The following is an 18,675-nucleotide window of genomic DNA, read 5'->3' as shown; positions in this document are numbered from 1 at the left end:
CTATATACTCAGGATAGTTTAGTGTCATCAAATTTATGAAGATTATTTAAGTAAATGTTTGTTATTTGGATAAAAGAACTGAAAACGCCCCTTCAACACATAAAGTTACATGCACAAGCATCTCCAATTTATAAAGAAATTTCCATTTGCTTCTTGAGAAGGTTATTAAACATCCCGCGCTGCTCATTCGCCAATTGTTTAAACTCTCCTTTTTGTATGATTTCTCCCCTGTTCAGCACGATTACTTGATCCGCATTTCGGATGGTGGAGAGGCGGTGTGCAATGATGATGATTGTCATTTTCCCCTTTAACCGTTCTAGAGCTTTTTGAATCTTAGTTTCATTCTCCGTATCGAGTGCACTTGTTGCCTCATCCAACACAAGGATTGATGGCTTTCTTAAGATTGCACGTGCCAGAACAAGACGCTGACGCTCCCCGCCTGACAGCCTGATTCCCCGGTCTCCTATAAATGAATCCAGGCCTTTGGGAAGCTGCTTTACAAAATCGTCTGCTGCAGCAAATTTCAATGCTTCCCACAGCTGTTCTTCTGTAGCTTCCGGTTGGATTAAACTTAAATTTTCACGTATCGTAGTATTAAATAAAAATGGGTCTTGAGGAACATAGCTGATGGAACGCCTCCAAGATTGGAGATTATCCTTTGTTAACTGGGTACCATCCAAAAGGATTCCTCCTTTTTCTGGATGATTTAACCCCATTAAAAGGTCAATCAATGTACTTTTGCCTGCGCCGGATTTTCCAACCACCGCCGCCATGCAATTAGCCGGAAAATACACGTTGACTTCTTTTAATGCATATATGTTTTCTTTTGTGTTATATCGAAAGAATACATTTTTACATTCTATCCCTAGTTTAATATCCATCGGTTTAATATTTTTCGTTCCAAACTCTTCCAACTCTCTGGCAGCCCGCGACTCATTCTTCAAATTGATGACTGACTTTAATGCCGGAATAGTCGCCGCAATCTGCTCCAAACTGGCTTGAATACCAGTCACCCTCGGCCACAGTCTTGTAAAAATAATAATAATTAACATCAATTGTGCAGCCTGGGCATTAAATAGGTTCACAGATAGAAATATAAAGATGGCGATTAAAAAAGCCGAAGCAATTTTATAATAGAATTGGGAAGCAGTTTTCAATGTGGTATATTCCATCTGTTCATCGTACATTCTTTGAGATATGGATTGAAACCAATCCATTCTCGACGTTTCTAGAGTATTGCTCTTGATTTCCTTCATGCCATTAAAATTGTCGGTTATACCTGCCAATAAACTCTGCCCAATCTCAGAAGTCCTGCTCCCCAATAATCTCGATCTTTTTATGAATCCCCTAGAAAAAATGGATAAGAAAAATCCGCTCAACAGAACAAACATTGTTATTTTTGGTGAGAGAAAAAAGGCGATAACCACTTGGATTTTAGTAAAGATGATAGAAGTGATAAACTGTAAAAATGTATTAGTTCCTGCACTTACACGCCCCAACTCGGCAGTAAATGTATTAATAATATCCGATTTTCTTCTCTTTACATAAAAAGCCCAATTGGCTTGAAGAAGATCTTTATAAATATCTAACCGTAGACTCCGGGCAAATCCATGTTGTATCTTCACGTTTTCTATCGTTACATATCGTTGAAACAAATTTTGAGCAATGTTTATGATAACAAATAAAATTAGAATAAATGTCAGCCCGCCAAAAGCCTCAGGTATTTGTTGAATATATGAGAGTACCCTAGACGCTGTCGAATTTTCCCCATCAAAATTCACAATTCCACTATAGCTGATTACAGGTATGAGCAATAATAACCCAATTCCATCCAATAAACTGATTAACACCATTCCAAGGAGGTTAATATAAAGCTTATTTCCAGCATAGTCGTACAACTGTTTGAAAAAAAATAAAACCGGCTTCATGATTATTTCCTCCTAAGGTAAAGCGTGCTTTCTTGTCTTTCTCCAAAACCAAAGAAACGGTCGCAATGGGAAATATAAAAAGTGCAGTCTTTTTGGCAGGGGTAATGTTTCAGCATCCATATAATAAGGATGCAAGACACTAAGTGTGTATAACACTTTTTGCTTAAAGGACATTATAGAAAGCAAATACTTTTCATGATACTTTGAAACTTCTTTTGGGAGCGGTGCGTTATGTAAGTTGACCATTCCTTCTAAATAAAATATTGTTTCCTGCGCTAACCTTACTGAATTTTTCTGAAATACCAGAGACTGGATATCTTTGGGTAAAATGGTATTGAACAATTGTGAGGACAATATCAAAGACTGCCCCCCAATGAAATCACATTGATATTTTTTTAATCGCCTCTTCACATCCTGCCAATAGATATCTGTTTGCACCATTTTATGAATATCCAATAACCATCTTAAACGGGACCATCCATGCCTGGCCCCATGGGTAACTAAAAAAAAGAATAGGTCTTCTTGCCCCAAATAAAAAGTAGGGGAGCTTACTAAAGCAGTTTTTCTTCTTCGTTCCCATAATTTTTCGAATGCCGGCTCTGTGCTGGGTGATGGGTTTAGTCTCCAATGAATTTCTATTTTCGTTCCTTCATTTGGGTGATAATACGTAAAGTGATGATGCCTCCATTTCCAGTCATTTAACACAGTCTTAATATACTCATTCTTTTCATAGCCGAGTCCCACAAGTAAATCATCCGCTCTTTGTAAGTCATTTAATGGAATGAGAATATCGAGGTCTCCACATGTCCTCATAGAAATATCACCATACAGGTCTTCGGCCAAAATAGGACCTTTTAGAAAAAGAGACCGAATATCGTTTTCTGCAAAAAGCTGACTCACTTTTTCCATGACTCCGCAGAGGTGAAGCATTTGAAATGTGTTATTTCGATAATAAGTGGTCAAGGATTTAGAAACATCCGAGGGAATCCAAGGGCAATTAAACTTCGCAATTTTTATGGAAAGCAAAGGATAAAGGCGATGATGCAAGGCCAGTTGAAAAAAAAGGTCCCAATCAATATTTTTATAATTTCCTTCAGATATATGTTCCTTATTGTTAACGCTAATCAATTCAAGCATTAACATAAGTTCATTAGGTATTTTTTCCAGGTTGAGATTAATAGTTTTATTCATAGCTTCCCCCTTTACCATGATGAGCGCCTACCTTCTTAGCAAACATGCCCACAGTTGTAAATTTCTCCATCCCTTCAGCACCGGATAAGTAAAAAGGACCGCTGCGGAGCCATGCGTGTGCAACCATCTGGCCAGATTCATCTCTAGCTGTCCCTAAGTATAAGGTGCTATCAATCCCTCTTTTTTCAAGCATTTTCATACCTGCAACAGCTTTGACCAAGCATTGGCTTTCCCAAAATGTATATTTGCCCATGATATGAAGGGCATGAGAAATATTTTTGATGACGGCAGTATGCTCCGCTTTTACATGATTTGGTGTTTCCTCCATATGCTCTCCTAATGAAGGTGCCACTTTAGAAAAGGGAATTATTTTTAGTAATCGCGCCCAGCCCAAATATAAATATGCCTCCAGCAGTAGAAAGATAGTTTTTGGCTTCAGTGATATCAATGTATTTATTTTAGATTTTACCTGCATCTCTTTTCACCCAAGGGTTTGCCCATTTACAACCTCGACTAATCCTTCCTTCATTAATTGGTTCAGAAAAGTGACCACATGCTGTTCACATGTTTCTTTTTCCACTTGGAAATCTGCCAACAATGCGGATATCAGTTTCTGAACAGTAATGGGATCCTTCATTAATTCCCAAATCCGACCTCCAGTTTCCCCAAGGTTGTAGTATTTACCTTTATGGATGCTGAGCATGACTTTCTCTTCACCCATATCGCTAACAATATTTCCCTGCGTTTGGACAATTTGAGTATTAAGTGAGATTGTTTGAACAGCCATCATATATCCCTCTTTTACTAATTGTATTTAAAATCAATCTTGTAAAGTCATCGGCAGTGAATCTGTTAACCGGTCTTCGCAATTGATACAGTCCTGTGCTTTGAATAATCTTTGCGGTAATTTGGAAATGCCACTCCATTAAGCCAAGACGGGATAATAAAAAGTTACGGTACGTATGATTAAATAACGTTTGAAAGCGCATTAAGTTTGTAATGGGAGTAACTGTTAGGGGACCGTCGCTCGTTTTAATAAGCTCGTAGATTCCTGCGAGCTGTATCGGTTGCTTTGCAAATTGAGAGTCTACTGGAACAGCAAATTTCTTTTCTCTTTCAATAATTGGCCTTAAGTCATCGGATTCCATGTTAAATGCCTGTAGGCTCTCCTCCCACAACTTCTGCTGTGGATAGGCTGGGGTGACAAAAGGTATACCGTCTTTTGAAAGATTGACTGGAATCACGTCATCACTGATTAGTTGATAACCCTTCTTAAGGAAAGCATAAGCCAAGGTTGACTTTCCAGCTCCGGAATCACCAATGATTGCATATGCTTGCCCATCAATCACTACAGCACTGCCATGCAGGGGAAGTATCTTTCTTTGCATTAATATAACACCCATGCATGTACCTAGAAGATAAAGCCGTGTATGATCAAGGTGAGTTTCTGGAAAAGGAGAAACAGTAATTTTTTCCCCCTTTTCTATACGATAAATGGCCGTTTCAGGAACATGAAACAAAACGGCGTTCTCTTGCACTGAAAAGTAACGGTTGGTGTCTAGTGTTTCATGCCACTGTTCTGATAATTCTTCGAGCTCTACCACTATATCAATATCTTTTGGATCTGGCAGACTTGGGACTTCCTGAAGTTCTGGTAAATGAATAGCACTTTTAATACATAGACCAAAAGCTTTATAATGATCTGTTTTCAATGTGGGTATCATACGCTATCTCCGAACTTTCTGTTTATTTTTAATGCAGCCCTTATACATGTAATTTTGTATAAGGACTGCTCTTCTCAACTCCCAAGACAACTTGCATTAGATCTTCCTGGGTGGGTTTCCGTTTTACCATCAGAAACATCAAAACAATCTGCATTCGCATTACCGGGACCGTTCATCGTCATACTGACGTCCAAAACCTCTAATTGCGGCAAAGTCCACTTTTTTTTCATCTAGTCACCTCCTTTCACATGCTGCTTTTTGAGAAAGCGGTGGATCATTAAGCTTCTTGTGAGTATTTTAAAATTATCCGTCCAAACGAAGTCTAGACTGGGCTGATCACTTAAATCTGTAAGGATATTCTCAATAACTGTTGTATCGATAATGTCTGCCATTACTGAATCTCTGCATATCTCAGATATCTCTTCTTTGAATTTCATCCAGATCGGCTTCATTCTATGTATTGTATCGGCCGCTTGTATCCCGCGGGAATAATGGTTGAGTCTCACTTTATCGGGGAGGATATTTTTTGTCATCCGTCTTAAGAAAGAGCGCTCCATTCCCTCTTTTACATATTGTTTTTCTGGAACCGATAAACAAAATCGGATGACCCTTGGATCATTTGTCGGATCTCGATCCCAAAGAGAATATCGAAGAGATAATTTCGTCGTCGCAGTCCCGCTTTTATTCCACACGTGGAGCTGATCATAATAACTTCTTCTGTATTCGTCCAATCCACCGTCAACATGACCAGCTACAATGCTGTATTGTTTAAGCTTGTTGTATACATTAGTCCGATTAGCTAGTTGTTGATTGATAAATGAAGGAAATGCATACTTAGTATTGTTTTGCATAGAAAGCAACCGGAAAATCTTTGGAAAAGCATTTCTTGCAACAATTGGCAGCATAATTTTTTTTCCAGTTAAGAAGTTTGCACAGTAAGCGGTTAGCTCCTGATTAAGCTGAAGCAACCGCCCCCCTTTTAATAACGAAGCATAATATTCAATGTTTAACCTTTCTGATCCCCAGGAAATGGAATGATTACCCCTTGCACCATTTAATAGTATTTTTACCCCATCTACTTGTGCTCTTTCATTAATCCCTTTTAGCCAAAATGCATTTTCAAAAAATTTATAGGGCATTTCCATAATCTCTAAAAAATCATTTATTCCTGAGAATGGGTCTTCGCTTTTGAAATCTAAGTAATTATCTTTTACATTTCCCACATATCTCACTGTCTCTTTAATAAATGGCCTTTCATCAGCTATATAATATTTGGGTGTCCAGTCCTCAAAGGTTTCTTCCGGTATATAACTATATGTGTGCAAAGTTTTCATTTTTTTTTTGAGCTCTTTTGCTGCAAAACTCACTACTGACCCCGAATCAAGTCCTCCGCTTAAATGTGAACCGACTTCTCCATGTGACCTCATTTTTTCAGTGACTGACAGACGAAAAACATCTTGAAAGGCTTCCTGGTATTCACTTTCAGACTTTAAGTTCAATGTCTTAACTGGTCCTACATACCAGTATCTCTGCAATCTTATACGGCCATGGTCTATCGTTATTGTATGACCGGGAGGAACCTGATAAATATCTTCAAATACTGTATGATTTATATCCGCACTTTCTACGATGGTAGGGATGGCTATAAATTCCGCTAGCCAATCCTCGTTAATTTTTCTTTTTACAAATGGAAGTGTTAACATTGGTTCGATGAGAGTAGAAAATACAAATTGCTCAGGATTGTTATAATAATAAAGGGTGCGGGCCCCTGAAAAATCCCTGGCTCCAAACAGCTTTTGATTTCTTTCATCCCAAATCATAAAAGAAAAATCCCCGATTAAGTAATTGGGAGCATTCTTCCCCCACTTTACATATGCCCGGAGAATCAGTTGGCTATCAGACAAAGTTTTCTGTAGAGATTTTTTAACTTGTAGCCTTTCAAATAATTCCCTACGATTATCAATCATGGCATCTGCTGTTATTGCAAGCTGCCGCTCGCTATCATAATAAGGCAACCTTTCACCAATCGATTCTTTTGTAATCCACTGATTATGGCACCCCATAAAAATACAGTTACTGCTCCATGTGTATTTATCATCGGATGGGAATTTCTTTAATGCCCCCATTAACCGAGTGCAATGCTCAGCGTCAACAATTTGATTGTTATGGTTGAAAAGCCCGGTGATTGCACTCATTGTATTTCCCTCCAAAATTTTTTTATGTTTATTTGATTGTTTTGATTATTTGATTGTTTTGATTATTTGATGGAAATCAAGATCGATTCTAGTTTTTACCGAAATCTCATCTTGACTTAGTATGGCTATTTCTTTAAATACTCCGGCCATTCTTCTCTTCACTCTTCATAAGCCAATAAAATTAGTAAACTTCCAGGCTCTTTTTGATCTTCACGCTCTACCTGCGGCCTTTCGAATAATTTATCACGGTTATCTATAATGGCATCTGCTGTTATTGCCAACTCTCTTTCATAATCGTTAAACGGCAATTGTTAACCTACTCATTCCGGTGTGATCCATTGTACGTGGCATCCCAGAACTCCTGCCATGATTGCATATTCTCAGCGGGAAATTTGGATAAATCAGCCATGATTCCTTCGCTGTCCTCTCTTTGGATCGGCTCGTCGTGATAATGAATAATTCCAACAATTGCACTCATTGAGATCCTTTGTTTTGTACTCAATAAAGAACAAATAGTAAAAAATATATTATTTTTTTACTGACGGAACAGGTGTTGTTCTCTATAAAGAATTCGATATTAATAAATTATCATCAAACAACTCCGTTGTCAACGAGATAAAAACACATTAATAATTAGCAACACAATACCTGAAAAAAACATAGTTTTATTCATTATTATATGTTGATTTATAAATCAAGTATTCTTTTCAAACTTTGCCTTTATTGTCGTCTCACGAAAGAAAAATATAGCGTATTTTGTTAATTGCAAGTTATAATGGTAGAATTGGCACTATTTGATAAACAAATTGTAATTATTTTTTGTTTTGGAGGAAATTCATGCGCAAATACATCGGGGAAATTGGTCTAATTATTATCGCCATCATTTGGGGAAGCGGCTTTGTCGTCACTTCAATTTCGCTGGATTATTATTCGGCATATCAGAATATGGCTGTCAGATTTTTAATTGGCGCCGCCATATTGGGGCTTGTTTTTTATAAAAAATTAAAATCCGTAAAAAAAGAAACGATGATTAAGGGTGTAATACTTGGAGCTATTTTATACTTGGCTTTTGCCCTGCAGACAGTGGGCCTCCAGTTCACGACACCTTCCAAGAATGCTTTTCTGACAGCGGTCAATGTTGTCGTTGTCCCTTTGATCGGATGGGCGATGTATAAGAAACGGCTGGATAAACACGAAGTCGCTGGAGCGGTGCTTGCCATGCTTGGCATTGCATTTCTATCTATCAGATTTTCAGCGGAACTGAACATAGGGGATATTTTGTCCTTCCTTTGTGCTTTCGCTTTTGCATTCCATATCATTTACACCGCCAAATTTGTGAGTACGGAGGATCCAATTCACTTAACGGTTGTTCAACTGCTCACTGCAGCTATACTCGGGTTCATCGTTTTGACATTTAGGGGAGAGCTTGCCATACCAATGGTAGACGGCGCTGTATTTTCCTTAGTTTATCTGGGTGTTTTTGCAACAGCCATTGCCTTCTTATTGCAGACGGTGGCTCAGAAATTCATTTCCGAAACAAAGGCGGCCATTATCCTATCTACAGAATCATTCTGGGGTATGGTTTTATCGATTCTCGTTCTGGGTGAAGTAATCACTGTGAAAATGGCTGTCGGAGCGGCTTTGATCCTGCTTGCCATTTTAATCTCGGAGACGAAGCCAAGACTCTTCAGGACTGTGCCGTTGCGGGAAAAAGCATAAAAAAAGTGGATCTTATCGATTTGATAAGATCCACTTAGTTTTCACCCTGTCTTGCTTCCGTATTAAATACCAGGCGTTTATCCCGGAAGCAATAGGAACAATGGACGCCATCCTTTGCCCAAATTTATGTCCTATAAAGTTCATCTGGTTTAAGTTCTTTCATCAGACTTTAAAATTTTTAAAAATGCTCCCAACCAGTTTAAACTTGCTCCAACAACCCTCGTTCCAGACACATTTCAACAGAGAGCGCCTTCTCCTGCTTGGAAAACTGAATGCTGATTGTTTCTTGGTCTAAATTAGTAATCGTGCCCGTCCCAAATACTCTGTGCTTCACTGTCATGCCAGACTGCAGTGCAGATTGGACACGGATTGCGTTTGGATTGATGGCAGTATCAGGCTTAGTGTACTCCTTTTTTACAGCACCGTGCCGCTCCGAACCTTTGGACTCAATCTTCTTTGGCGGATGAATAATATTCCAAACATCGCTGACAAACTGAGATTCCATTTCTTTTGCTCCATCCCTCTGTTGATACGAAATAAGTTCCAAATGTCTTTTAGCCCGGGTCATACCGACATAAAACAAACGTACAGCTTCTTCCATGTCGCCTTTCTTATCATCAGCCGATGGGATGACGCCGTCGATCAAATCAATCATGTACACTTTTTCAAACTCCAGGCCTTTCGCGCTGTGGAAGGTTGAAAACGTCACTGCATTTTCGTCCTTCTTGAATTTAGAGGTCCTCAATGTCGATTCCAGATGTTTTAACCTTGCAGCGAATTCCTCCATTGATTTAAGATCCTTGGCAATTTCCTCAAGTGTATTTAATATACCGACCAAATATTCTTTTCGGAATCCGAGCCGCTCACACATTCTTTCAATTGCCTTTTCGTAGCCTAGCCTATCCCGGATAACATGAATTGCGTGCAGCGGCGGCATGCCTTTCATTTGCTCGATAGTCTCCTTGTTCTCCTTTATTTTTGTCACCTGATAGTCCTTCAATTGGGCGTAGTTGATCAGATTATCAAAAACAGATTCGTTATTTCTGATTTGTTTGACTGCAATCATTTGCTTCTTCGTGATGTATCCATTGAGTTTCGTATAAATCTTTTCCAGAATATCCGGACGCTTGTCCGTAAAAGTCATTCTCATGAAATTTAATATATCATCGACGACCCAGTGGGAAAAAAAGCGATTGTCCGCATCTTTCATGAAAAAAGGGATTCCCGCCCGATCAAATTCATTCATCAATGCAATTGAGGATGAATTGTTCCGGTACAAAACAGCAATTTCTGACAAATTTCCCTCTTCTATGATTTTTTTCACCAAATATTTTGCTTGACTCTTGTAATCTGAAAATTTTTTAAATATAATAGGCTTTAACGAAGGATTTTTCGTGTACATGTTTTTGGCATAACGGTTTTTATTCTGTTTAATAAATTCGTTGGCCGTTTCCACGATATCCTTGGAAGATCGATAATTCTGCTCCATGAACAAAACTACCGCATTCGGATAAGTCTTCTTGAAATCCAATAAATAAGACGGCTCCGCTCCCCGCCAGCTGTAGATCGACTGATCATCATCAGCCACCACACACAGATTCTGATGCTCCCTTGCCAGTTTTTCAATGATTTGATGCTGCACCAACGACGTATCTTGACTCTCATCCGTCAATATATAATCATATCTGCTTTGATATTTCCTCAGAAGTTCACTCTCATTCTCAAAAATATCGTTTGCCATTGTCAGCATGTCATCAAAGTCAAGCAACAATTTGTGATGTCCCGTCTGCTTGAATTTTTCATACTTCCGAAAAATCTTCGCCGCTTTCGGGACTGTGCACTTGACCGATGACCAGTCCTTTTGCGGAATCATTTTATTTTTAATAAAGCTGATATACGTCATGAGTTCTTCGAGTTGATCCTCGGTTATTGTCTCACCAACTTCGGATTCAAACAGCTTCCGTAAAATCAATTTCTTGTGTAAACCGTCTTCCGTATTTCCTTCAATAATTTGCCAGTCGACCCGCTCTTTGTACAGCTGTTCCCTAACCGTTTCAAAAGCGAGACTATGTATCGTGGAAAAATCCACCGGCGGAACTTCCGGGTAAAACAGCTTGAAGCGCTCTTTCATATCATTGGCTGATGCCCGGCTGAAAGTGACTGCTTTTATGCGGGAAGGCGCTACTTTCTTCTCCTGTATAAGATAGCCGATCTTCATGATAATCGTCGTTGTCTTACCTGATCCGGGCGAAGCCAATAGTAGCAATGGCCCTTCCGTTTGAAGCACTGCCTGTTTTTGAACTTCATTTAAGATCACGCCTGTTTCCGTTTCCTTACGGTCGAAAAAATCAATGGACATACTTAAAAATCCTTTCACTATCTATTACGTTACCTCATTATAACTGCAAAGTTTACATGAAAAAAGAGGAGCCGAAAATCAACTCCTCAAATTTACAAAGTAACTATAACCATCATGATGAACAGGATCGCAATATAGTTGACTGATACCACAAAATTAATCCGTGCCCATTTCATGTCATCTTTTACAAAGAATCCCCAAATCGCCAGCCCCAGCCATGCAAGATTCAGTACAGTTGCAACAACTATAAAGGCTGTTCCAAGCGGTACAAGGAAGAAAGGAAATGGCAGCAGACATGCGACATAAACAAAGATTTGGCGCTTCGTCATTTCAAATCCTCGGATGACGGGCAGCATGGCCACTCCTGCCGCTTTATATTCATCGTGCCTTTTCATCGCAATGGCAAAAGTATGTGGCATCTGCCAAATGAATAGGATCATGAATAGTACGACCGGTACGATGTGATTAGCTGAACCGACTGCCGCCCAGCCGATCAATGGTGTAACCGCGCCGGAAATACTTCCGATAACTGTGTTTAGTGTATACTTCCGTTTCGTCCACATCGTGTACATGATGACATAAGTGAACCAGCCGATAAATGCGTAAAGAACAGCCTCCCATGTAGTGAAAGCCAAAAATACAAATCCAACTATGCTTAAGACAATTCCAAGAGCCAAAGTTGTCTTAAGCGATATCCTGCCAGTAACCGTCGGACGTATTTGAGTCCTGTCCATGACAGTGTCCAAATCAACTTCATACCAGTTATTAAGGACAAGCGCACCAGCCATGACAAGTGTACTCCCAATAATAGTCAGTAAAAATAAATCCACATGTATGGCAAAGGATGTATTGGTAAAAACCAATGCCAGCCAAAACCCTGTAAAAACCGGCAGCACGTTAGCGATCAGCACTATCCCCTTAAAAAGTGCCATAAAGTCTGCAAAGAATGCAGCAACTTGTCCTCCCCTCACATGTCCATCATGAGCTTCTGTCTTACTCAATATCATATGATTTCGACCCCTTAAAAAGGCCGGGCAATCCGCCCCGCCATTATATTAACCGTACCGCCAGGAGCATTCACCCCTGCGCATTTCATCAGTAATTTATAAAACATCTGTATCCATTATAATATGAATTTTCCTTTTCGCACACGCGAACAATCAACTTTCACCAAAATGTTAGAAACACCGATCCAAAACATGGAAATTCCTTGTTCAATCTGGGGATATAAGGCGATCCCTCTGTGCAGCATTTTCATCTATCGAAGGAGATTCAATGCTTTATAGTATAAATCCAAATATCCTATTTACAAAATTCGATAAAAGCCGATAAAAAGAATGAATAGTTCAATTACCTAAATTCAGTGGAACGAGGGTCTTGTTAATGGAAAAAATCACGTTTGTATATAACAGTTCTATTGTACTCATTTCCATTTTAATCTCAATTTTTGCGTGTGTCACAACACTTGATTTGCTTAGAAGGGTTCACAAAGCGGATACCTTGAAAAAAAGAAGGCTTTGGCTGGCAGCGAGCGCCTCCATGATGGGCATTGGCATTTGGTCGATGCATTTTACTTCAATGCTTTCTTTGCAAACAGGCGGCGAAGTCATATACAAGGGCCCGACAACGTTGTTTTCGCTTTTTATCGCAGTCATTCTGTCGTATGCTGCTTTTTATGTTTTCACATCCAAAGAAACAACTATTTCCAACTTACTCCCAGCGGCCGTCTTACTTGGTTCAAGTATTGTTTTGATGCATTTTACCGGAATGAATGGAGTGGTCACAAGTTCTATCATCGAATATGATCCCTTTCTGGTAGCTGCATCAATCGGGACGGCTATTGGATTTTCTGTCATTTCGGCATATTTATTCACAAAAACGATTAAAGAAAGCTTCTCTTTTCTTCATATTCCCGTTGCTGTCATATTGGCGCTCGGTGTCTGTTTGACACATTATATTGGCATGAAATCGATCACAATATACGAAAATTATTTTGAAACCATTCTATTGGAGCCCAAGGCCTGGGAGTTTGCCATTAAGCCGAATACTGTATTGATCGGGATTGTTATTATCAATTTCATCGTAGTGGGATTGATGCACACTCTTTCAATAAGAGAGCGCAAACATCATGAGTCCAAAATGAATTACATGGCCTATTATGATCAATTGACAGGACTTCCAAACCGGATGAAGTTTCAAAGTGTTTTACGTGAAGCAATTGTCCGATGCAAGAAAAATGACCAGGAACTTGCAGTGATGTTCATAGATTTGGACAGGTTCAAGCTTGTCAATGATTCAATGGGGCATCACCAGGGAGACCATTTCCTGGTCAAGGTCGGCGAAAGATTAATAACAAGTGTTCCCGCAAATGGAATTGTGGCAAGACATGGCGGCGATGAATTCATTATTTTGCTGGAAAACACGGACGAGGAAAGTGTAATAGAAGTCGCACAACAGATCTCAAACTCATTTATGAAGCCTTTTGTTCTAAATGAAAAAGAGTTTTTTACAACGACAAGCATCGGCATCAGCATGTATCCGGATGACGGTAAGAATGAAAACACACTGATGAAGCACGCATATAAAGCAATGCATCTCGTTCAAAAAAGCGGATACAACAACTTTCAATTTTTCGTCCGAGAAGATGAAAGGGTATTAGACAGGAAAATAAAAATAGAGCAAGGATTAAAGAAGGCGCTCCATAAGAATGAATTTGAGCTGTATTATCAGCCGCAGGTACATTTAAAGAGCAAACGAATTGTTGGAGTAGAGGCGCTGCTTCGATGGAAGCATCCGGAATTAGGGAATATTTCCCCATATGAATTCGTTCCAGTCGCTGAAAGTACCGGGATGATCATACCGATTGGAAAATGGGTAATCCAGGAAGCATGCAAGCAGATTAGATTATGGCAAAGTTCAGGCATTCGGATTAAAATTGCCGTGAATGTCTCGGCATTGCAATTTGAAGATCACCACTTCATCGAGCTTGTCAACGAATCTTTAAGCCAGAACCTGCTGCCCCCAAAATATCTTGAATTGGAAATTACAGAAAGCGTCATGCAAAAAATCAATCAATCTTTTGCAATTATCGGTAAACTGAAAAACATAGGTATTAAAGTATCAATCGATGATTTCGGCACCGGTTATTCATCTTTGAGCGTACTGAGCAATCTGCCTATTGATGTTATAAAAATCGACAAATCTTTTGTACATCGTATGATGAACAACACCAATACCGCTTCCGTTGTAAAAACAATCATTGAAATGGGCAGCAACTTGAACTTCGAATTAATTGCCGAAGGTATTGAGACCGAGGAACAAGCAGAATTCCTGATCGAAAATGGCTGCCACATTGGTCAGGGCTACCTATATAGTCGACCGGTAACAAAACATGAGATTGAAAAACTGCTTAATCAGGAAAGCGTTGTTTAACTTTCAACATCTAATTTCAATAGAGTATGCCAATTCTAAATAAGGAAGGCACCCGTTCTTAAGAATGGCTGCCTTCTTTACGGGACTTTTAACTCCCATACAATCTATTTAATTGAGCTGAAGAGAACTATATGTATCGACTGGGGAGAATTCCAATCCCAATGGAATGGCGGCTTGGGTGATTTTAATTATTGTAGAATGCCGTATAACTTTTACTTAAACCAGCCTTTTTCCTTGAATCTTGAGATGGCTTCAATCCTGTTCCCTACATTCAACTTTTCCAAAATGGAAGAAATATAGTTTCGTATCGTACCTGGAGTCAAGTACAGTTCTTTTGCAATCTCTTTTGTCGTCTTTCCTTCGGCAACAAGGCTTAGCACTTCAGTTTCCCTTTCTGTTAACGGGTTTTCCATATAGTCATCGTCACTGTACGCCAGATCTACAAGTTCTGGTGCATACATCCGCCGCCCATCCATGATCAAGCGAATGGCGGAAACAAGTTCCTCAATCGGGCTATCCTTTAGTAAATAGCCTCTCACCCCAGCTTTTCGCGCACGTTCAAAATATCCAGCCCGTGCAAAAGTTGTCAGTATGACAATTTTACTAGATGATCCCTTTAATTCCTGCGCTGCCTCCAGGCCAGTTTTTACCGGCATTTCAATATCCATTATGCAAACATCCGGATCAAGCTCTCTGACAAGTTGAACAGCTTCTTCTCCATTCCTTGCTTTTCCGACAACTTCCATGTCTTCTTCCATATTCAGCAAGGAGCCGAGCGCCCCAAGCATCATCCCCTGGTCTTCCGCAATGACAATGCGAATCATATCAATCAGCCTCCTTAATGATATGTGTAAGAACCACAGGAACACGGATGGTTAACCTCGTGCCTTCCTCTCCCTCCACTTGAAGGTTCCCGTTCACGAATTCCAGCCGCTCCCTTATCCCACGTAACCCGCTTCCTGGCTGCATTGTTCCTCCGCTCTCCATTCCAATTCCATTATCTTCAACCATAATGACAAATTCGTTTGGCAATTGTTCGAATGTTATGCAGCACGCCGTTGCGCGGCTGTGTTTGACTACATTCGTCACAGCCTCTTTCAGGCACATGCTCAGTACATTTTCAACAATCCCCGGTATATGTGCGAAGGAAGGATTGCCCTCTATTTTCAAGTCCATTTCAGCCGCTTTGAACATCTGCTTTGTCCTAACTAATTCATTTTCAAGCTTTGTCGCGCGAATATCGGCAACGAGCTCACGAACCTCGCGCAAGGCTGTGCTCGCCGTCTGCCTGATATCATGCAGCTCTTTTTCAGCGGCCTGGGGATCACGCTTAATCAGCCTTCCAGCCAAATCGCTTTTCAAACCGATCAGCGATAGTTTTTGACCGAGAATGTCGTGCAAATCCCTTGAAATACGCTCCCTTTCTTCAAGGACAATTAATTCTGAAATCCGTTCGTTTGCATGCTCCAGCTGCCCTTCCAGATTGATCTGCTTATTCCTGTAATACAAATTAAAAGGTAAAAGCACAGTCCCAAGAACCGACACTATAATAAAGTGGATTTGGGGAAGGAATAAATTGATTTCTATGAAAAAGCCAGCAACAATGGCACCGACCGTAAATGCGATATGCAGGCCATAGATGATGTAGAAGCCGACAGGATTACGGATGTTTCCGATAAAAAAAGCAGTAAAAATAGACAAATATACATATCCAAATAACAAGGTCATGATAACGTTAATCACTATTTCGAAGCTAACCCACATATATACAAGACCGCTTTTTGAAAACTTATACGAAAACATGTACGATAAAAAGTACAACAAAAGCAAGGTTATGCCAATTGAAATCTCAATTTCTGATGACGATCTAAAAATAAAAAAGAACGGCAACAGGCAAAAAATGATCCACGCATATATACTGAGCCATTTATTTCTCGGGAATAAGCTGAACCAGCTTTCCATACCAGTTGTTCACTCCTGTCTGTTGGGAATATTATAACAAAGTTCATAGTAGAAAAGCGCAAGGCGCGTAGCTTTAGGCGACAAGCACAAGACAAATTACGAGGAGGCAGCTCCTCAGCCACCACAGTAATTTGTCTTGTGACCTCGAGCCGATGGCGCCTGAAGCTAGACACACCACTTCAAAATTCGAACAAAACATTTCGTACAATTTTATACTTTCTTTTCATGAAAGAAAAGCCATTCCATCAGTGTGGAATGGCCTGCACTTTTTATTTCGTTTCAAAACTCATATGCTTTGGTTTGACATTCACTCGATTTTTTTCCTTGCGAAGCTGTTTCTCCGCCTGCTTGAATGTAACGAATCCCTTGTTTTCCGGATCGTACAATTTATATTTAAATGATTCAAGGCTTGTCTTTAATGTAATCGTCGTGGCATGATGAAGCGGCGGGTTCGACTCATGAGCCTCTTCCAAATGATAATTCGGAACACGCGGCGCCAAATGGTGGACGTGATGGAAGCCGATATTTCCTGTCACCCATTGAAGGATGCGGGGCAACTTATAATAGGAGCTGCCTTCAACCGCTGCCTTTACATAGTTCCACTCCGACTCTTCCTCAAAGTAGGAGTCTTCAAATGTATGCTGGATATAAAATAACCAGATGCCCAGCATTGCCGCAACGAACATGATGGAGCCCTGGACAATAAAGAAAGATTGCCAGCCGACAGCAATAATCATTAACGTGTAAACCACAACAATCATTACATTTGTCAGATTCGTATTGAATCGCTCATTTTTCCTGGCGTCCTTCCGATTAAGACGATTGGTAATTAGGATCAGATACAGTGGTCCCAAGCCGAACATAACAAGCGGATTTCTGTAAAACTTGTACCCGAGACGCTGCCATTTCGATGCCTGATTATACTCTTCGATGGTCATCACCCAAATATCCCCGACACCCCGCTTGTCTAGATTCGAGCTGGATGCATGGTGAATCGCATGCTCCCTTTTCCATTTCTCATATGGAAAAAGTGTCATAACACCAGTAACCGTGCCGAGCAAATCATTCGCTTTTTTATTTCTGAAAAAAGATCCGTGTGTGCAATCATGAAAGATGATAAATGTCCGGACAACAAACCCTGCAGCTACAAGAGCCAGTCCTAATGTCAGCCAGATAGAAATCGATAAACTTTGGTAAGCCAAAAACCATAAAACAAAAAACGGAGGAATTGTGTTTAATATTTGCATAGTACTCTTTTTCGTATCTGATTTTGCAAAAGCCGCTACGCCTTTTTGCAACTGCTTCATTTTCTCTCTTTCCATGAAATCCACTCCCAAGTGATGTTATATCTAATAATAAAAGCAAGTACTATTTTGGAGTAGACATAAACGTCATCACTTTGATATGACAAATGTCATTTATTGTGAATAATTTCACATATTTCCTTAGAAATGTTAGCTGTGAATTAAATAGTCTTTTGTTATTTCCCCCGCTTTCATCGTTACCTGGATTGCCTGGCCGAAAGGAACAGGCGACCTTTTGTGATGAGTCAAGTGATCCTGAGCCTAAACTGTCTCTTGAATGAAAAGAAGGAGCTGGCCAAACTGATATATGGCGATTGGTAAGCACCTTTTGCCCTTGCCATGGGGAAACAGACATCCTTAAAGAGTTTAGAGCTCCTCTTAGTGACCAGGTCAGCGATTTTTCCGACGAACCGGTCACTTAGAGTCGCACTTAGTTACCATCACGGCAATTTTTTCGACGACGCGGTCACTTAGAGCTGCGCTTAGTTACCATCATGGCAACTTTTTCGATGCCGCGGTCACTTAGAGTCGCACTTAGTTACCATCGCGGCAACTTTTTCGACGACACGGTCACTTAGAGCTGCGCTTAGTAACCATCACGGCAACTTTTTCGACGACACGGTCACTTAGAGCTGCGCTTAGTTACCATCACGGCAATTTTTTCGACGACACGGTCACTTAGAGCTGCCCTTAGTTACCATCACGGCAACTTGTTCGACGCCGCGGTCACTTAGAGACACGCTTAGTTACCGTCACGGCAATTCTTTCGACGCCGCGGTCACTTAGAGCCGCATTTAGTTACTGTCCTGACTCTTTGTGAATTCGTTCTGCCATTATCCGGTGTCTCCACCCAAACAGGTT

The 18,675-nt window shown here is 40.2% G+C and carries 16 protein-coding genes; 2 read left to right on the top strand and 14 right to left on the bottom strand.

Going from position 1 to position 18,675, the window contains the following annotated elements; genetic code table 11:
- Positions 1–128: 128 nt before the first annotated feature.
- From D4T97_RS15895 to D4T97_RS21010, 9 genes are all read right to left on the bottom strand, one after another.
- Positions 129–1,928 carry an ABC transporter ATP-binding protein gene (locus tag D4T97_RS15895; protein ID WP_126051748.1) on the bottom strand — a complete coding sequence of 600 codons (1,800 nt, stop codon included), beginning with the start codon at positions 1,926–1,928 and terminating at the stop codon, positions 129–131.
- A gap of 12 nt (positions 1,929–1,940) precedes the next feature.
- A complete protein-coding gene (locus D4T97_RS15890; protein WP_126051747.1) occupies positions 1,941–3,119 on the bottom strand; it encodes a nucleotidyltransferase domain-containing protein in 1,179 nt (392 codons plus the stop codon).
- On the bottom strand, positions 3,112–3,594 hold the full coding sequence (locus D4T97_RS15885; protein WP_126051746.1) for a lasso peptide biosynthesis B2 protein: 483 nt from the start codon (positions 3,592–3,594) through the stop codon (positions 3,112–3,114). Before D4T97_RS15885 ends, D4T97_RS15890 begins: the two co-directional genes overlap by 8 nt.
- 6 nt (positions 3,595–3,600) lie before the next feature.
- Positions 3,601–3,909, bottom strand: coding sequence for a lasso peptide biosynthesis PqqD family chaperone (locus D4T97_RS15880; RefSeq protein WP_126051745.1), 309 nt, complete (start codon positions 3,907–3,909; stop codon positions 3,601–3,603).
- The gene (locus tag D4T97_RS15875) at positions 3,881–4,843 is read right to left on the bottom strand and encodes an aldolase (protein ID WP_126051744.1); all 963 of its coding nucleotides are present in this window, start codon (positions 4,841–4,843) and stop codon (positions 3,881–3,883) included. The genes D4T97_RS15880 and D4T97_RS15875 overlap by 29 nt, the downstream gene beginning before the upstream one ends.
- Positions 4,844–4,917: 74 nt before the next feature.
- Positions 4,918–5,073, bottom strand: a complete 156-nt coding sequence (locus D4T97_RS15870; RefSeq protein ID WP_126051743.1) for a paeninodin family lasso peptide — start codon at positions 5,071–5,073, stop codon at positions 4,918–4,920.
- Positions 5,074–7,038 (bottom strand): asparagine synthase-related protein, encoded by a 1,965-nt coding sequence (locus D4T97_RS15865; protein ID WP_126051742.1) that lies wholly within the window; start codon positions 7,036–7,038, stop codon positions 5,074–5,076.
- 158 nt (positions 7,039–7,196) lie between these two features.
- Positions 7,197–7,346: a hypothetical protein gene (locus D4T97_RS21015; RefSeq protein WP_164525603.1), complete on the bottom strand. Its 150-nt coding sequence runs from the start codon at positions 7,344–7,346 to the stop codon at positions 7,197–7,199.
- An 8-nt stretch (positions 7,347–7,354) separates the two neighbouring features.
- On the bottom strand, positions 7,355–7,516 hold the full coding sequence (locus D4T97_RS21010) for a hypothetical protein (protein WP_164525602.1): 162 nt from the start codon (positions 7,514–7,516) through the stop codon (positions 7,355–7,357).
- A gap of 359 nt (positions 7,517–7,875) precedes the next feature.
- On the opposite strand from D4T97_RS21010, the gene D4T97_RS15855 reads away from it, so the two are divergent.
- The gene (locus D4T97_RS15855) at positions 7,876–8,757 is read left to right on the top strand and encodes a DMT family transporter (RefSeq protein WP_126051740.1); all 882 of its coding nucleotides are present in this window, start codon (positions 7,876–7,878) and stop codon (positions 8,755–8,757) included.
- Positions 8,758–8,956: 199 nt separating this feature from the next.
- Here the strand turns inward: D4T97_RS15855 and D4T97_RS15850 are convergent, their stop codons facing one another.
- Together D4T97_RS15850 and cyoE are read right to left on the bottom strand one after the other, a co-directional pair.
- Positions 8,957–11,116 carry an ATP-dependent helicase gene (locus D4T97_RS15850; RefSeq protein WP_126051739.1) on the bottom strand — a complete coding sequence of 720 codons (2,160 nt, stop codon included), beginning with the start codon at positions 11,114–11,116 and terminating at the stop codon, positions 8,957–8,959.
- Between the two features lie 92 nt (positions 11,117–11,208).
- On the bottom strand, positions 11,209–12,123 hold the full coding sequence (gene cyoE / locus D4T97_RS15845; RefSeq protein ID WP_126051738.1) for a heme o synthase: 915 nt from the start codon (positions 12,121–12,123) through the stop codon (positions 11,209–11,211).
- A 376-nt stretch (positions 12,124–12,499) separates the two neighbouring features.
- Between cyoE and D4T97_RS15840 the strand changes: the two genes are divergently transcribed.
- The gene (locus D4T97_RS15840) at positions 12,500–14,548 is read left to right on the top strand and encodes an EAL domain-containing protein (RefSeq protein ID WP_126051737.1); all 2,049 of its coding nucleotides are present in this window, start codon (positions 12,500–12,502) and stop codon (positions 14,546–14,548) included.
- 212 nt (positions 14,549–14,760) lie between these two features.
- On the opposite strand, the gene D4T97_RS15835 is transcribed toward D4T97_RS15840, so the two are convergent.
- From D4T97_RS15835 to D4T97_RS15825, 3 genes are all read right to left on the bottom strand, one after another.
- On the bottom strand, positions 14,761–15,372 hold the full coding sequence (locus D4T97_RS15835) for a response regulator transcription factor (RefSeq protein WP_126051736.1): 612 nt from the start codon (positions 15,370–15,372) through the stop codon (positions 14,761–14,763).
- A 1-nt stretch (position 15,373) separates the two neighbouring features.
- A complete protein-coding gene (locus D4T97_RS15830) occupies positions 15,374–16,510 on the bottom strand; it encodes a sensor histidine kinase (RefSeq protein ID WP_126051735.1) in 1,137 nt (378 codons plus the stop codon).
- Positions 16,511–16,779: 269 nt separating this feature from the next.
- Positions 16,780–17,832 carry a fatty acid desaturase gene (locus D4T97_RS15825; protein ID WP_126051734.1) on the bottom strand — a complete coding sequence of 351 codons (1,053 nt, stop codon included), beginning with the start codon at positions 17,830–17,832 and terminating at the stop codon, positions 16,780–16,782.
- Positions 17,833–18,675 lie beyond the last annotated feature (843 nt).

Origin of the sequence: Siminovitchia acidinfaciens, assembly GCF_003605385.1 — a bacterium.
GTDB lineage: Bacteria > Bacillota > Bacilli > Bacillales > Bacillaceae_C > Siminovitchia > Siminovitchia acidinfaciens.
This window is presented reverse-complemented; position numbering and strand designations above follow the sequence as displayed.

Excerpts from the sequence above, each read along its gene's own strand:
- D4T97_RS15840 (WP_126051737.1), top strand. The coding sequence starts at position 12,500 with ATGGAAAAAATCACGTTTGTATATAACAGTTCTATTGTACTCATTTCC.
- D4T97_RS15875 (WP_126051744.1), bottom strand. The coding sequence starts at position 4,843 with ATGATACCCACATTGAAAACAGATCATTATAAAGCTTTTGGTCTATGT.
- D4T97_RS15830 (WP_126051735.1), bottom strand. The coding sequence starts at position 16,510 with ATGGAAAGCTGGTTCAGCTTATTCCCGAGAAATAAATGGCTCAGTATA.
- D4T97_RS15895 (WP_126051748.1), bottom strand. The coding sequence starts at position 1,928 with ATGAAGCCGGTTTTATTTTTTTTCAAACAGTTGTACGACTATGCTGGA.
- D4T97_RS15870 (WP_126051743.1), bottom strand. The coding sequence starts at position 5,073 with ATGAAAAAAAAGTGGACTTTGCCGCAATTAGAGGTTTTGGACGTCAGT.
- D4T97_RS15850 (WP_126051739.1), bottom strand. The coding sequence starts at position 11,116 with ATGTCCATTGATTTTTTCGACCGTAAGGAAACGGAAACAGGCGTGATC.
- D4T97_RS15880 (WP_126051745.1), bottom strand. The coding sequence starts at position 3,909 with ATGATGGCTGTTCAAACAATCTCACTTAATACTCAAATTGTCCAAACG.
- D4T97_RS21010 (WP_164525602.1), bottom strand. The coding sequence starts at position 7,516 with ATGAGTGCAATTGTTGGAATTATTCATTATCACGACGAGCCGATCCAA.
- D4T97_RS15890 (WP_126051747.1), bottom strand. The coding sequence starts at position 3,119 with ATGAATAAAACTATTAATCTCAACCTGGAAAAAATACCTAATGAACTT.
- D4T97_RS15835 (WP_126051736.1), bottom strand. The coding sequence starts at position 15,372 with ATGATTCGCATTGTCATTGCGGAAGACCAGGGGATGATGCTTGGGGCG.
- cyoE (WP_126051738.1), bottom strand. The coding sequence starts at position 12,123 with ATGATATTGAGTAAGACAGAAGCTCATGATGGACATGTGAGGGGAGGA.
- D4T97_RS15855 (WP_126051740.1), top strand. The coding sequence starts at position 7,876 with ATGCGCAAATACATCGGGGAAATTGGTCTAATTATTATCGCCATCATT.
- D4T97_RS15885 (WP_126051746.1), bottom strand. The coding sequence starts at position 3,594 with ATGCAGGTAAAATCTAAAATAAATACATTGATATCACTGAAGCCAAAA.
- D4T97_RS15825 (WP_126051734.1), bottom strand. The coding sequence starts at position 17,832 with ATGGAAAGAGAGAAAATGAAGCAGTTGCAAAAAGGCGTAGCGGCTTTT.
- D4T97_RS15865 (WP_126051742.1), bottom strand. The coding sequence starts at position 7,038 with ATGAGTGCAATCACCGGGCTTTTCAACCATAACAATCAAATTGTTGAC.